The 14,415-nt window shown below is 66.6% G+C and carries 10 protein-coding genes; 4 read left to right on the top strand and 6 right to left on the bottom strand.

Annotated features, from left to right (window positions below; all coding sequences use genetic code 11):
- Window positions 1-8: 8 nt before the first annotated feature.
- From ABS767_RS11930 to ABS767_RS11915, 4 genes are all read right to left on the bottom strand, one after another.
- Entirely contained in the window at window positions 9-560 is a 552-nt protein-coding gene (locus ABS767_RS11930; protein ID WP_408078564.1) for a TspO/MBR family protein, read from the bottom strand.
- A gap of 26 nt (window positions 561-586) precedes the next feature.
- The gene (locus tag ABS767_RS11925) at window positions 587-3,688 is read right to left on the bottom strand and encodes an efflux RND transporter permease subunit (RefSeq protein WP_408078563.1); all 3,102 of its coding nucleotides are present in this window, start codon (window positions 3,686-3,688) and stop codon (window positions 587-589) included.
- Complete coding sequence (locus tag ABS767_RS11920; protein ID WP_408078562.1) at window positions 3,688-4,722, bottom strand: efflux RND transporter periplasmic adaptor subunit; 1,035 nt, start codon at window positions 4,720-4,722, stop codon at window positions 3,688-3,690. The genes ABS767_RS11925 and ABS767_RS11920 overlap by 1 nt, the downstream gene beginning before the upstream one ends.
- 159 nt (window positions 4,723-4,881) lie before the next feature.
- Window positions 4,882-6,264: a helix-turn-helix domain-containing protein gene (locus ABS767_RS11915; protein WP_408078561.1), complete on the bottom strand. Its 1,383-nt coding sequence runs from the start codon at window positions 6,262-6,264 to the stop codon at window positions 4,882-4,884.
- 180 nt (window positions 6,265-6,444) lie between these two features.
- Between ABS767_RS11915 and ABS767_RS11910 the strand changes: the two genes are divergently transcribed.
- The 4 genes from ABS767_RS11910 (at window position 6,445) to ABS767_RS11895 (ending at window position 9,953) form a co-directional block, all read left to right on the top strand.
- On the top strand, window positions 6,445-6,603 hold the full coding sequence (locus tag ABS767_RS11910) for a hypothetical protein (RefSeq protein WP_408078560.1): 159 nt from the start codon (window positions 6,445-6,447) through the stop codon (window positions 6,601-6,603).
- A gap of 124 nt (window positions 6,604-6,727) precedes the next feature.
- Window positions 6,728-7,873 (top strand): acyl-CoA dehydrogenase family protein, encoded by a 1,146-nt coding sequence (locus ABS767_RS11905; protein WP_408078559.1) that lies wholly within the window; start codon window positions 6,728-6,730, stop codon window positions 7,871-7,873.
- A 123-nt stretch (window positions 7,874-7,996) separates the two neighbouring features.
- A complete protein-coding gene (locus ABS767_RS11900) occupies window positions 7,997-8,785 on the top strand; it encodes an SDR family oxidoreductase (RefSeq protein WP_408078558.1) in 789 nt (262 codons plus the stop codon).
- An 82-nt stretch (window positions 8,786-8,867) separates the two neighbouring features.
- Window positions 8,868-9,953, top strand: a complete 1,086-nt coding sequence (locus tag ABS767_RS11895; protein WP_408078557.1) for a lactonase family protein — start codon at window positions 8,868-8,870, stop codon at window positions 9,951-9,953.
- A gap of 45 nt (window positions 9,954-9,998) precedes the next feature.
- Here the strand turns inward: ABS767_RS11895 and ABS767_RS11890 are convergent, their stop codons facing one another.
- Together ABS767_RS11890 and ABS767_RS11885 are read right to left on the bottom strand one after the other, a co-directional pair.
- A complete protein-coding gene (locus ABS767_RS11890; protein WP_408078556.1) occupies window positions 9,999-11,912 on the bottom strand; it encodes a CocE/NonD family hydrolase in 1,914 nt (637 codons plus the stop codon).
- 58 nt (window positions 11,913-11,970) lie between these two features.
- Window positions 11,971-14,229, bottom strand: a complete 2,259-nt coding sequence (locus ABS767_RS11885) for an NADP-dependent malic enzyme (protein ID WP_408078555.1) — start codon at window positions 14,227-14,229, stop codon at window positions 11,971-11,973.
- Window positions 14,230-14,415: the final 186 nt, after the last annotated feature.

Below are 14,415 nucleotides of genomic sequence, written 5' to 3'. Positions count from 1 at the left end.
CTTGCTCCTCAGATCATCATCTGGGGCGCCGACTGCGCCGGGACAAGGGTTTCCGCGTTCGGGTTGCGCTGATCAATCTGGTAGCAGAGCCAGCCCGCGAAGCAGAGCCAGCCGAGATAGGGCAGCATCAGGATCGCCGCGCCGGTGCGAATCCGCCCGAACGCGATGGTCGTCGCCAGCGCCAGCACCAGGATCACCCCGATCAGCACGAACGCCCAGAACACCTGATGCGCGCCGAAGAACAGCGGCGACCAGATCAGGTTCGCCGCCATCTGCACCGCGAATAGCACGAGCGCCGGCCCGCGCAGCCTCGATCCGCGCGCGTTGATGATCATCGCCAGCGCCAGGCCCATCAGGACATAGATGATCGTCCATACCACCGGGAATGCCCAATCCGGCGGCGTCTGCGCGGGCTTTTCCAGCATCTGGTACCAGGCGTTTTCCGCCGCGGTCGGGGCGATGCGCGCGGAGGTGAAGCCGAGCAGCAGGATGAACGGCACGGTCACCACCGCCCATCGCAGGAATGCGAGCCGCAACTGCCCCTTGGACGCAATCTCCATCGCCGCTCCCCAGTCGTTTGAACCGGCTATTCCGCCGGCTGCGGCGCCCCCATCGCCGCTTCGAGTTCACGGCTCACCGCTTGGGGCGAACCGGTCCACTTGGCAAGCCTGCTATACAGGATCGGGATCAGGAACAAGGTGATCAGCGTCGCGAGCAGCACGCCGAACACGATCACCACGCCGATCGCCGATCGTGCGCCGGCCCCCGCCCCGCTCGCCAGCATCAGCGGCACCGCACCCGCCGCAGTCGCGATCGACGTCATCAGGATCGCGCGAAGGCGGCGGGACGAAGCGATGCGGATCGCCTCGGCGATACTCTTGCCCTCGTCGCGCAGCTGGTTGGCGAACTCGACGATCAGGATGCCGTTCTTCGCGGCAAGCCCCACCAGCATGACGATGCCGATCTGGCTGTAGAGGTTGAGCGTCTTCCCGAAGAAGAACAGGCCGAGCAATCCGCCCGCCACCGCGAGCGGCACGGTCATGATGATCACGCCCGGATGGACGAAACTCTCGAACTGCGCGGCCAGGATCAGATAGACTACGAGGATCGTCAGCCCGAACACCAGCAGGATCGATCCGCCGGTTTCCTTGAACGCCTGACTCTCGCCGCGATAGCCAACCGCGACCACTTCGGGCGCCTGCGCCGCCTGCTGCTCGAGGAAGGTCAGCGCCTCGCCCAGCGAATAGCCCGGCGCGATGCCGCCCGACAGCGTGATCGCGCGCAGCTTGTTGTAGCGGCCGAGGTCGCGCGGCCCCGACGCCTCGCGCGTCGTCACGAGGTTCGACAGCGGGATCAGCGATCCGTCGCGCGCGCGGACATGGATCTGGGCGAGGTTGGCGAGCGTCGAGCGTCCGTCATCCTCCGCCTGCACGATCACGCGATATTCCTCCCCGCGATCGACATAGGTAGACACGCGACGCGACCCCAGGAGCGTCTGCAGCGCCTGGCTCACATCGTTGACCGATACGCCGAGATCGCCGGCCCGCGTGGTATCGACATCGATGCGCAGCTGCGGCTTGGTTTCCTTGTAGTCGGAATCGAGGTTGATGATCCCCGGATTCTGCGCCGCCGCCGCCAGGATGCGGTCGCGCGCGGCGACCAGCCCCTCATAGGTCGGCCCCGCCAGGACGAAGTTGACCGGCTGGCCACGCCCGCGCGACAGTGCCGAGCGGACCTGCGCGTTGCCGCGTACCGCAGGTTCGTCGGCCAGGATGCGGTTGACCTGTGCGGCGACGTCCTGGGTCGTCTTCTCGCGCTCTTCCCAGGGCTTGAGGAAGAAGATGAACAACCCGCTGTTGAAATCGTCGCCACCGCCGAAATTGCCCGGCGCACGCGTGATGATCGTGCGCACGACGCCTTCGTCCAGGATCGGGAGCAGCTTGGCCTCGGTCGACGCGATATAGCGCTCCATCTGCGCGTAGCTCGTACCCTCGGGCGCGCTGATCGTGACCTGCGCGATGCCCTGATCCTCGGGCGGGACCAGTTCGGCCTGTAGCGTCGCGAAGCTCGCGCCCGCCGCGGTGAGGAACAACAGCACCCCGATCAGCGGGATCAACGGCTTGTCGATCGCCTTGCTCAGCCAGCGGGCGTAAAACCCCTCCAGCTTCTGGAAGCGGTCGTCCACCCAGCCGGTAAAGCGTCCGCGCTCCTGCTTGCGCAGCATCTTCGAACACAGCATCGGGGTAAGGCTTAGCGCGAGAAATCCCGAAAAGGCGATCGCCCCGATCATCGCGACGGCGAGCTCGCGGAACAGCAGACCCGTCTGCCCCGCAAGGAAGCAGATCGGCACGAACACCGCGCATACCACCATCGTCGTCGACAGGACCGCAAAGCCGACCTGGCGCGTCCCCTGGAACGCGGCGACCAGAGGCGTCTCGCCCTCCTCGATCCGGTGATAGACATTTTCGAGCACGACGATCGCATCGTCCACCACCAGCCCGATCGCCAGCACCAGCGCCAGCAGCGTCAGCAGGTTGATCGAGAAGCCCGCCAGCCACAGCACGGCGAACGCACCGAGCAGGCAGATCGGCACAGTCACCGCCGGGATCAGCGTCGCGCGCCACGAGCCCAGAAACAGGAAGATCACCAGCACCACCAGCACCGCCGCCTCAGCCAGCGTGTGCCACACCTTCTCGATCGCACGGTCGATGAACTGCGAATCGTCCGATCCCACCTCGATCGTCATGCCGTCGGGCAGCTGGTCCGCCATCTCGGCGGCGACCTGCTTGGCGCGCGCCGCGACCTCTAGTGTGTTGGCGCCCGATTGGCGAACGATACCGAGCGCCACGCCCGACTCGCCATTGGTGCGGAAGGAATTGTACGGATTCTCCGCGCCGGTCTCGACCCGCGCGACATCTCCCAGCCGTACCAGATAGCCGTCGGCACCGCGTCCGACCACCAGGTTGCGGAAGCTTTCGGGGCTGGCGAACGGCCGGTCGACACGCAACGTACGGTTCTGCTGCTGCGATTCGAGACGTCCGGCGGGAAGCTCGACATTCTGGGTACGCAGCGCGGCCTCGACATCGGCCGGGGTCAGTTGGAACGCGGCGAGCTTGGTCGCGTCGAGCCACACCCGCATCGACGGTCGTGAATCGCCACCGATGAACACGCGCGCCACGCCGTCGATCGTGCTGAACCGATCGACCAGATTGCGGTCGACATAGTCGGACAGCTGGAGGTTGGACCAGCCGGGACGCGAGATGACGAGGAACAGGATCGGCGAGGCGTCGGCATCGACCTTCCGCACCTCGGGCGCCAGCGCCTCTTCGGGCAGGTCTTCGACCACGCTGCCCACACGGTCGCGCACGTCGTTCGCGGCGGCGTCGATGTCGCGGCCCGGCCGGAATTCGATCGAGATGTCGGACGTCCCGTCGCGCGATCGCGAAGTGATCGTCTGGATGCCCTCGATCCCCGCCAGCGCCTCTTCGATCGGCTGGGTGATCCGCGCCTCGATCACGCTCGCCGCGGCGCCGGTATAGGCGGTCCCGACCGACACGATCGGCGGGTCCGTATCGGGATATTCGCGCACCGACAGGCTGAGAAAGCCGACCACGCCGACGATCGTCAGCAGGATCGCCATCACCGCCGCGAAGACGGGCCGGCGGACGGAAATATCCGAAAGCTGCATCAGCCCGCCTTGTCGGCGCTCTTGGCGGCCGCCTTCGGTGCCGCATTGCCCGATCCGCCGGTACGAATCTGTTGCCCATCGGCGATCTTGACCACGCCTTCGGTGACGACCCGCGCCCCGGGGTTGAGCCCCTCGACGATCTCGACCCGCCCGTTCTGGCGCAGGCCGGTGCGCACTTGGACGCGCTTGGCCTTGCCGTTCTCGGCGATGAACACGAAGCTGCGCTCGCCTTCGCCGACCACCGCCAGTTCCGGAACGGACGGCGACGTGCGCGCCTGCGCTTCGATCGCGACGGTCAGCAGCATGCCGGGCTTGAGCTTGCGGTCGCCATTGGCCAGCACCGCGCGCACGGTCACCGCGCGCGTCTGCGGGTTTAGCACCGGATCGATCGTCGCGATGGTGCCGCGGAACGGCTGGTCGGGATAGGCGGCCGCGGTCGCCACGATCGTCTGACCGGGCTTGATCTGGCTCAGCATCGTCTCGGGCACCGCGAAGTCGAGCTTGATGCGGCTGACATCGCTGACGGTAGCGATCTCGGTCCCGGCGCTGACCACCGCGCCGGCGGAGATGTTGCGTAGCGACACCCAACCGCCGAACGGCGCACGCACGACGCGGTCACCGATCGACGCCTTTGCCTCGGCTGCCTGCCCGCTCGCCTGGCTGGCGAGCGCCTGTTGCGCATCGACTGCGCTGCGCGTGGCGAAACCGCGCTCGCGCAACTGCTCGAGCCGGTCGAGCTGCTGGCGTGCCTCGCGGGCGCGCGCATTGGCCTGGGCCAGCTGGGCGCTTTCCTGCCCCTGCGCCAGCACCGCGACGACCTGCCCCTTGCTGACATAGGCGCCGTCTTCGAAGTTGAGCCGCAGGATACGCTCGGTGACCGGAGCGGTCAGCGTCACCTGCTCGTTCGCACGTGCGGTGCCAACCGCGTCGATCCGTTCGACGAAGCGCGTCGATTGGACCGGCGCCAGCGTGACCAGCGGCGCCTCACGCCCCTTTTTCGGCGCGGCATCGCCGCCGCCACAGGAAGCAAGCATCGCGGCCGCAACCGCCAAGACAGGAATCATTCTCATGAACAGAACGCGCTACACCAACCGGGGGGAACATCAACCATTCCAACCAATTTGTCGCAAAAGTGTGTCAGCCGATGTTGCAAATGCGAAGAAACGCTCGGTTTCCGCATGTGACCTGGCGGGTCAGTCCCCCGCGAAACCGAATGGCGACACCCCGGCCTCGCGTTCGTTGACTAGCATCGCGCGCCCCGTCGGCGCCGCGCTTCGCTGAGGACATTCGCGCGTGCAGGCGCGGCAACCGAGCCCCACCGGTACCGCTTCCCCGGCAAAATCCAGGCCGCGCGCCGCCGCCAGCCCCGTCGCCGCCTGGGCTGCAAGTCCCAGCGTGACCACGAACCGCGCGCGCACCGCCCCGGCCCACCCGCCCGGCGGGGCGACGCAGCGCGAACTGGTGAACCAGCGCGACTCGTCCTCCAGCTCGACCAGCTGAACGATCCGTTCGTCGGGGCGCGCGAACGCCGCATAGGCGTCGAGCAACGGGCATGGCACGGCGCTTTCGACCAGCGGCGACCCGCTCGCCCCGGCAAAGCGTTTCGACACCTGTCCCGCACGGTCGACGCGCAGCATGAAGAAGGGCAGTCCGCGCGCGCCGACGCGCTGAAGCGTGGTCAGGCGGTGCGCGACCTGCTCGGCGCTCGCGCCGAAGCGGCGGCGGAGCAGCTCGAGATCGTAGCCGGTCGCCTCGCACGCACGCAGGAAGCGGGCATAGGGCATCATCACCGCCGCGGCGAAATACCCCGTCAGATGGCGGCGATACAGCCGTTCGGCGACGCGATCGGCAAAGCCCGCGCCGCGCACCAGCGCATCGATCTCGCTGCGCGCCTCGCCCGCCAGCTGCCGCGCCAGCGCGAACACCCGGCTCGGCGGGTCGAGCGCTTCCGACAGTTGCAGCTGCCGCGCATGCAGGTCGATCCGCACGCGCAGGCCCGACAACACCTCGATCGGCAATATCCGGATCGCCAGCTGATGCTTGACGCGCAACCGCTCGGCCATCGCCCCGAACAGGTCGCTCGACGCGATACGCAGTTCGTCGGCCAGCGCTTCGGCGGCCGCGTCGAGATCGGCGAAATGGTTGCGCCAGCGCTCGACCTCACGCCGCACCGCCGTACCCGGGTCCTCGCCCTCGCCCGGCGCGACCACGCCCCCCGCCCCGATCCGGTCATAGGCGCGCGCGAAGGCCTCGGCCCCACCCGGCGCACCGGCCAGCCATTCGGTCAGCTCGGTCCGATCGATCTCGATGTCGGCGAACAGCGGATCGGCCAGCCGCCGCCGCATCGGCTCCTCGCCCCCGCCCGGCTCGCCCGCGGAAAGCGAACGCGGATCGAAGTCGAACGTCTCCGCGAGCGCCAGCATCAGCGTCGCCGAGAGCGGGCGCTGGTTGCGCTCGACCAGATTGAGATAGCTCGCCGAAATGCCCAGCATCTCGGCCATCGCCGCCTGGGTCAGCCCCTGACCGCGCCGCAGCCGCCGCACCGCATGTCCAGCAAACAGCTTGCGCTCCGCCATGTCCTACAGCCCCCGTTCCTGCTATGTTCACTTCAATTCCACCGTGTGAATTATTTACATACCATCCACCGGCCTGTCACCCATGAACAACACCATGACCCGCCTGACACCCGATCGAAATTGTCAGCATCGCCATTTGAGAGTCATACAGAATGCACAAGACTTTACAGGAGAAGGCCCATGAAGACCCCCGAACCCGCGACGGCCCGCCCGGTCTTTTCGACCGCCGACTTCGCCCTGCTCAAGGAAGCGGTCGCCGACTATACCCGCAGGATTGCCGACGACCCCCGCTCGGTCCAGTTCGCCAACCTCTATCACCGCCTCGGCCGCCTCGGCTGAAGCGTCCCGCTTTCCTGGGGAGGAACGATACCCGCCGGACCGGCTCCGGCGGGTATTTGCGTCTGCCAATGCCCGCTGCTAATCCCCCGATTCGAAAATAGGGTATGGAGCAGGATCGCCGGTTATGAGCCTCGACGCTGAAACATTCGACGCATTGATCGACATGGTACGCCGCTTCGTTGCCGAACGGCTGCGGCCGCTGGAGGCCGAGGTCGAAGAGGCCGACGCGATCCCGCAGCATGTCGTCGACGAGATGAAGGCGATGGGCCTGTTCGGTCTGTCGATCGCCGAGGAGTTTGGCGGGCTGGGCCTGACGATGGTAGAGGAATGCCGGGTCGCGCTCGAACTCGGGCGCACCACCCCCGCCTTCCGCTCCACCTTCGGCACCAATGTCGGGATCGGCAGCCAGGGCCTGGTCATGGCCGGGACGACCGAGCAGAAGGCGGAGTGGCTACCGAAGATCGCCAGCGGAGAGATCGTCACCAGCTTCGCGCTAACCGAACCCGATGTGGGCAGCGACAGCGGCGCGGTGAAGACCCGCGCAGTCCGAGATGGCGACGTCTACCGCCTGTCGGGAACCAAGCGCTACATTACCAATGCCGACAAGGCATCGCTGTTCACCGTCATGGCACGGACTGGCGACGAACCCGGCGCGCGCGGCGTCTCCGCCTTCCTGGTCCCGCGCGACCTGCCCGGCGTGAGCATCGGCGAGCCCGAGAAGAAAATGGGGCAGAAGGGCGCAAAGGTCGCCGACGTCAATTTTGACGACGTCCCCGTCCCGGTCGCCAACCGCCTCGGCGAAGAGGGCGAAGGCTTCAAGATCGCGATGCGCGTGCTCGACCGCGGTCGGCTGCACATCAGCGCGGTCAGCGTCGGCGTCGCCGAGCGACTGATCGCCGACTGTGTCGCCTATGCGAGCGAGCGCAAGCAGTTCGGAAAAGCCATCGCCGAGCACCAGTTGATCCAGGCGATGATCGCCGACAGCAAGACTGAATGCCTCGCCGCCCGCGCACTCGTCCTGGAGACCGCAGCCGCCAAAGATGCCGGCAAGGACGTGGTGATGGAAAGCGCGGCGGCCAAGCTGTTCGCGACCGAGATGGTCGGCCGCGTCGCCGACCGCGCGGTGCAGATCTTCGGCGGCGCGGGCTATATCGCCGATTACGGCATCGAGCGGCTCTATCGCGACGTCCGCCTGTTTCGCATCTACGAAGGCACCAGCGAGATCCAGAAGCTGATCATCGCGCGCGAAACGCTCAAGCGCGCGGGATAGCTATTAGCCCTCTCCCCTTGAGAGGAGAGGGTTGGGAGAGGGGCAGTTTGTCGAAGCAAAGGGCCGGACTGGAGAGACTGCCCCTCTCCCCGGCCCTCTCTTCGAGGGGGAGAGGGAGACATGATGGATACCAGCAAATTCTTCGACCTGACCGGCAAGGTCGCGCTCGTCACCGGCGGCAGCCGCGGCATCGGCAAGATGATCGCCGCGGGCTTCATCGCCCAGGGCGCAAAGGTCTATATCTCGTCGCGCAAGGCCCCGGCATGCGAGGAGACCGCCGCCGAACTGGGGCCGAACTGCGTGCCCATCCCGATGGACGTCTCGACGGTCGACGGGTGCAAGGCGCTCGCCACTGCGCTGGCGGAGCGCGAGCCGCAACTCGACATCCTCGTCAACAATGCCGGCGCCGCCTGGGGGGTCGAATTCACCGAATTCCCCGAGAGCGGCTGGGACAAGGTGATGGACCTCAACGTCAAGTCACCTTTCTTCCTGACCCAGGCGCTGCACGATCTGCTCAAAGCGCGCGCAAGCTTCGACGCGCCGTCCAAGGTGATCAACATCACCTCGATCGACGGGCTGCGGCTCAACCCCTGGGAAACCTACAGCTATCACGCGTCGAAGGCGGCGCTGATCTACCTGACCAAGCGCATGGCGGCGCGGCTAATCCGCGACGGCATCATCGTCACCAGCCTCGCCCCGGGCGCGTTCGCCAGCGAAATGAACCGCGCCGCCCGCGACCATGGTGACGAGGTGGCCAAGCGCATCCCGATGCGCCGCGTCGGCACGCCGGAAGACATGGCCGGCGCCGCGATCTTCCTCGCCAGCCGCGCGAGCGACTATGTCGTCGGGGACACGCTGGTCGTGGACGGCGGCCTCGTCAACGCGTCGCTCGGCACCAGCATCGACGCCTGAACGCCCTCACGCGTTCAGAAGCACATTGACGCGGCGCGCGGGCACGGCTTTGACCACAGCCATGCCCGCCTTGCCTTTTGCAATGTCCCGCCGCAGCTTGTTCGGCGCGTCCATCGCCCTCGCCGCCGCTCCCGCTGAAGCATTCGCGCCGCGACGCGATCGGCTGATCGCCGGCACCTATGCCAGCCGCGGCGGACCGGGATTGGTGCCAATGACCGCGACCGCCAATGGCTGGAAGGCCGGAGCGCCGGCGGCGGCAATCCGCAATGCCTCGTTCGGGGTAATGTCGCCGGACCGCCGCACCCGCTATCTGCTGGACGAGCAGGCGGATGGCGCACTCGGCGTATACGACGGATCGTTGGCGTTGCGCGGTAGCTTTTCCACGCGCGGAGCCGACCCATGCCATGCCGCGCTCAGCCCCGACGGACGCATCCTTGCCGTCGCCAACTACTCCAGCGGCAGCATAGCGCTGTGGCGGATCGACCGCGACACCGGGCTCCCGATCGGCGAAGCCCAGAGCGTGGCGCATAGCGGCAGCGGCCCTGACCCGCGAAGGCAGGCCGCACCCCACGCCCATTGGGTCGGCTTCGCGTCCGGCGAACCGTTGCTGCACGCGGTCGATCTCGGCGCCGATGCGATCTTCGCGCACCGGGTCGATGCAATGACCGGGCGTGTCATGGGCACCGCGACCGCCTATCATGCGCAGCCGGGCTCCGGCCCGCGCCACCTCGCCTGGCATCCGACGCTGCCTATGGCCTATCTGCTGGCCGAACTCGCCAACACGGTTACGGTCCTGCACGCGGACCGCGACGGAAGCTTCATCGAAGGTGCGACGCTCTCCACCCTGCCCGCCGGTTTCGAAGGCGCGTCATCGGCCGCGCACATCGCGGTCAATCGCGCGGGCACGCGGCTGTACCTGTCCAATCGCGGTCATGACAGCATCGCCGTCTTCGCGATCGCTCGCGACGGCGGGCTCACCCTCCTGCAGCATGTCGGCTGCGGCGGCCACTGGCCCCGCCTGTTCCTGTTGCGCGAGCAGCGCGGCGAGCTGCTGGTCGCCAACGAGCGGTCGGGCAATATCGCGGTCCTGCGCATCCTGCCCGACGGGCGGCTCGGCGATCCGGCGCGCGGAGTCGCGATACCGGGCGTCGTCTTCCTGTCCGAGTGACGCGCGCGCGGCGCGACCCGTTCCGTCGCCCCGCCCAACCAGTCGCTATTGAACGACCGCCACCGTGATTGCCGATGCCTGACCCGGCCGGTGATAGATGCGGTGCGTCTGCTTGCGGAAATCCGTGGCCTTGGCGCGCAGGATGTTCGGGACATAGGTCTGCGGGTTGCGGCCGATCAGCGGGAACCAGCTGCTCTGTACCTGCACCCCGATCCGGTGCCCCTTCTGGAACCGGTGCGACGCCGAATGCAGGTCGATGCGATAGTCCAGCACCGCGTTCGGCCTGATCGGCTCGGGTCGCGCGTAGCTCTTGCGAAAGCGACCGCGGAACACGTCGTTGGCGATCATCCGCTGCCGCCCGCGCAGCTCTGCCGGCACGCGCTCCCCGGTCGGATAGATATCGACCAGCTTCACCACCCAGTCGGCATCCGATCCGGTGGTGCTGGCGAACAGCGTCGCGGCGACATCGCCGGATATCGTGACGTCCTGCGTCAGTGGATCGCTTTGCCAGAACAGCACGTCCTTGCGCCGGGCGAACGGCGCCTGGTCATCGGCCAGCCAGGTCGACCAGGTCGACCCTTCCGCCATGAACGGCTTGATCACCGCGCGATCACGATACGGCACCGGGTCGGCGGGATCGGACACGAAGCTGTCCGCGGCCGCCTCGCCCCATCGCGGCCCCTCGAACGACAGCTTCCCGCCAGCGCGCAGATACAGGTTACGCATGGTCGTGCTGCGCCGCGCTGGCCAATTGTCGAGCCGCTGCCAGCGATTGCTGCCGGTCTGGAAGATCAGCGCTTCGGGCTGGTTCAGCGTCCCCTGCCCCTTGAGCCAGAAGCGGAACCAGGGAAGCTCGACCTCCTTACGAAACCAGTTGCCGGTCGCATCGCCGAGATCGAACGGTCCGTAGGCTTTGCCCGCACCCCGCCAGCCGCCATGGTTCCAGGGGCCAACGACAAGATAATTCAGCCCCTTGGCGTCGCCCTTCTCCTGCTCCTCATAGATCGAGAGCGGGCCGTAGAAATCCTCCTGATCATACCATCCGGCGACGATCAGGTTGGGCGTGGCCACCTTGGGGGGCATGTTGTTCGTGGTCCGCTGCGCCTTCCAATAGGCGTCATAGCTCGGGTGCTTCACGAAATTCTGCCAGCTGGGCATGCTCGATCCCAGATGCTGCTGGTCCAGGGTGGCCAGATCCTGCTGCTTCAGATACCAGGCAAAGGCATCCTTCTCGCCGCCGAAATCGAACCGCTTCATCGTCCGGCCGTCGGTTTCCAGCGCGCTCACCCAGCTCCACGCATAGTCCAGCCGGAACGCGCCATTGTGCAGGAAATCGTCGCCGATGAACATGTCGTTAGGCGACGCCTGTGACGAAACCGCCTTCAGCGCGGGGTGCGGCCGGATCGTCGCCTGCGCCGCGGTCCAGCCACCATAGGAGACGCCGATCACCCCGGCCTTGCCGTTGTTCGCGCGCAGGTTCTTCACCAGCCAGTCGATGGAGTCATAAGTGTCGGTGGACTCATCGACGCCACGCGGATCCGGATTGCTGGGTCGCAGATTGACGAAGGTCCCTTCGGAGCCGAGGCGCCCGCGGATGTCCTGCAGGACGAAGATGAACTGATCGTCCGCCAGCTCCTTGTAGGATGCGGTCAACATGTTGGTGACCTGCGCCTTGCCGAAGCCATAGGGCGATCGGCTCAGCAGGATGGGCAAGGGCGTGTCCATCGTCTTCGGCCGCCAGACCTGCACGTGCAGCTTCACGCCGTCGCGCATCGGGACCATCATGTCCTCGCCGACATAGTCGCCGATCGTGGCGCCTGCGGGCACCTGGTCGGTCAGATCGACGGCCTGTGTCACCGGCGGCGGCGTGCTGCGCGCCACTACCGACCAGCCCATCGTGGCCGTCAGCAGGACCGCCGCCAGAATCGTCCAATCGCCGCGACCCGACCGCTTCAGCATCCGAACAGCCCCTTTTGTTGGCGCGATCCTGGCGTCGGATCGCCTCATGCACTTCCGCTTAGCGCGCGATTCCTCCCGCGGCGAGCACCGCCAGCGTCACCAGGTCGCCGGCGCTGCTGGTCATCGGTGCGACCTGAACCGGCTTTTCCATCCCGACCAGCATTGGGCCGATCATCGCATCGCCCCCCAGTTCGCGCAACAGCTTGGCGGAGATATGCGCGGACTGCAGGCCCGGCATGATCAGGATGTTGGCCGGGCCGGACAGGCGGGCGAAAGGATAATTCGCGAGCTGACGCGGGTTGAGTGCCACGTCGGGTGCCATCTCGCCTTCATATTCGAAGCCGACGCCACGCTTGTCGAGCACCTTTACCGCGTCGCGGATATTCTCGAGATACGCGCCCTTGGGATTGCCGAAGGTCGAGTAGCTCAGGAACGCGACGCGCGGCTCATGGCCCATGCGCCGGGCGACCTGTGCAGTCTGCTCCGCAATATCCGCAAGTTCCTCGGCGTTCGGGCGCTCGTTCACGGTGGTGTCGGCGATAAAGACGGTATGGCTCTGGCCGACCATGATATGCACGCCGAACGCGGTCCGCCCCTCCGCCACGTCGATGACGCGACGCACCTCGCGCATCGTTTGCGCATAGGTGCGGGTGGTACCGGTGATCATCACATCGCCCTCGCCCAACTGAAGCAGCAGCGAGCCGAAGATGTTGCGATCCTGGTTCACCATCCGCTCGCAGTCGCGGCGCAGGTATCCGCGCCTTTGCAGCCGCTGGTAGAGGAAGTCGACCATCGCCGGGACGAGCGGCGAATTGCGGCTGTTGTGCAGTTCGAAGCTGTCGGGATCGCTGACGCCGAGCGCGCGCAGCCGCTCAGGCACATCGTCGCGGCCAACCAGCACCGGCGTGCCGTACCCACCATCGCGGAATGCGATCGCGGCGCGCAGCACGACTTCTTCCTCGCCCTCGGCGAAGATCACCCGCTTGGGATGCGCGCGCGCGCCCTCATAGGCGAGCGTCAGCACCGACGTGGTCGGATTGAGACGGCCGCGCAGCGTGTGGCGATAGCTAGCCATGTCGAGAATCGGCTTGGTCGCGACGCCCGAGTCCATCGCCGCCTTCGCGACGGCCATCGACACAACCTCCATTAGGCGTGGGTCGAACGGCGCCGGGATGATGTATTCGGGGCCGAAGCTGTGCGCCTTGCCATAAGCGAGCGCCACTTCCTCAGGCACCTGCTCGCGGGCCAGTTCGGCGATGGCCTGCGCCGCGGCGATCTTCATCTCCTCGTTCACCGCGGTCGCGCGCACGTCGAGCGCGCCGCGGAAAATGAACGGGAAGCCGAGCACGTTGTTGACCTGGTTGGGATAATCGGACCGGCCGGTCGCGATGATCGCGTCGGGACGCGCGGCCTTGGCCAATTCGGGGCGAATTTCGGGTTCGGGATTGGCCATGGCAAAGATGATCGGCGCGGCCGCCATATCCTTCACCATCTCGGGCTTGAGCGCCCCGGCGGCGGAGAGACCCAGAAACACGTCGGCACCGACCAGAGCCTCGGTCAGCGTGGTGCGATCGGTCGCGACGGCATGTGCCGACTGCCACTGGTTCACGCCCTCGCGGTCCGGGGTGATGACGCCCTTGCGGTCGCACATCAGCACATTGTCATGCCGCACGCCCATCGCCTTGATCAGCTCGGTGCAGGCGATCGCCGCGGCGCCCGCGCCGTTCACCACCACCTTGATGTCGGCGAGGCTGCGGCCGGTCAGCAGGCAGGCGTTGATGAGGCCGGCGGCGGTGATGATCGCGGTGCCGTGCTGGTCGTCATGAAAGACGGGGATGTTCATCCGCTCGCGCAGCGTCTGCTCAATGATGAAGCATTCGGGCGCCTTGATGTCTTCCAGGTTGATTCCGCCGAAGCTGGGCTCGAGCAGTTCGACACAGTTGATGAACGCGTCGACATCCTCCGTCTTCACCTCGAGATCGATCGAATCCACATCGGCAAAGCGCTTGAAGAGCACCGCCTTGCCCTCCATCACGGGTTTGGAGGCCAAAGCCCCAAGATTGCCCATACCCAAAATGGCGGTGCCGTTCGAGATGACCGCGACCAGATTGCCCTTGGCAGTATAGTCGTACGCGGTAGCCGGATCGTCGGCGATCGCCTGCACCGGCACCGCGACGCCCGGCGAATAGGCGAGCGCGAGGTCGCGCTGGGTCGTCAGCGGTTTCGAGGCGACGATCTCGATCTTGCCGGGCCGTCCTTCCGAGTGGAACAGCAGCGCCTCGCGCTCGGAAAACTGGATATTGGCTTCTTCGGACATTCTTCTCTCCCGGGTCACCCCCTTTAGGGGCGAGCGCGCTCAATTTGCAACGCGCCTTGACGGTGGGGAATGCAACCCTGCCTCAGCGTCGCGGCTGCACTGTTCTCCATGAACTGTGCAACTTCCCGCACAATCCGGTCATCCACACGATTCAGTGGAGGGAGCGGCGCGGCCCATTGTCGCGTG

The organism is Sphingomonas plantiphila (genome assembly GCF_046000505.1).
Lineage (GTDB): Bacteria > Pseudomonadota > Alphaproteobacteria > Sphingomonadales > Sphingomonadaceae > Sphingomonas > Sphingomonas plantiphila.
The sequence above is the reverse complement of the archived record's forward strand: the minus strand, read 5'-3'. Positions and strand labels throughout refer to the sequence as shown.

Bases quoted from the DNA above. Each gene is read 5' to 3' on its own strand.
- ABS767_RS11930 (WP_408078564.1), bottom strand. From the start codon at position 560: ATGGAGATTGCGTCCAAGGGGCAGTTGCGGCTCGCATTCCTGCGATGG.
- ABS767_RS11925 (WP_408078563.1), bottom strand. From the start codon at position 3,688: ATGCAGCTTTCGGATATTTCCGTCCGCCGGCCCGTCTTCGCGGCGGTG.
- ABS767_RS11920 (WP_408078562.1), bottom strand. From the start codon at position 4,722: ATGCTTGCTTCCTGTGGCGGCGGCGATGCCGCGCCGAAAAAGGGGCGT.
- ABS767_RS11915 (WP_408078561.1), bottom strand. From the start codon at position 6,264: ATGGCGGAGCGCAAGCTGTTTGCTGGACATGCGGTGCGGCGGCTGCGG.
- ABS767_RS11910 (WP_408078560.1), top strand. From the start codon at position 6,445: ATGAAGACCCCCGAACCCGCGACGGCCCGCCCGGTCTTTTCGACCGCC.
- ABS767_RS11905 (WP_408078559.1), top strand. From the start codon at position 6,728: ATGAGCCTCGACGCTGAAACATTCGACGCATTGATCGACATGGTACGC.
- ABS767_RS11900 (WP_408078558.1), top strand. From the start codon at position 7,997: ATGGATACCAGCAAATTCTTCGACCTGACCGGCAAGGTCGCGCTCGTC.
- ABS767_RS11895 (WP_408078557.1), top strand. From the start codon at position 8,868: ATGTCCCGCCGCAGCTTGTTCGGCGCGTCCATCGCCCTCGCCGCCGCT.
- ABS767_RS11890 (WP_408078556.1), bottom strand. From the start codon at position 11,912: ATGCTGAAGCGGTCGGGTCGCGGCGATTGGACGATTCTGGCGGCGGTC.
- ABS767_RS11885 (WP_408078555.1), bottom strand. From the start codon at position 14,229: ATGTCCGAAGAAGCCAATATCCAGTTTTCCGAGCGCGAGGCGCTGCTG.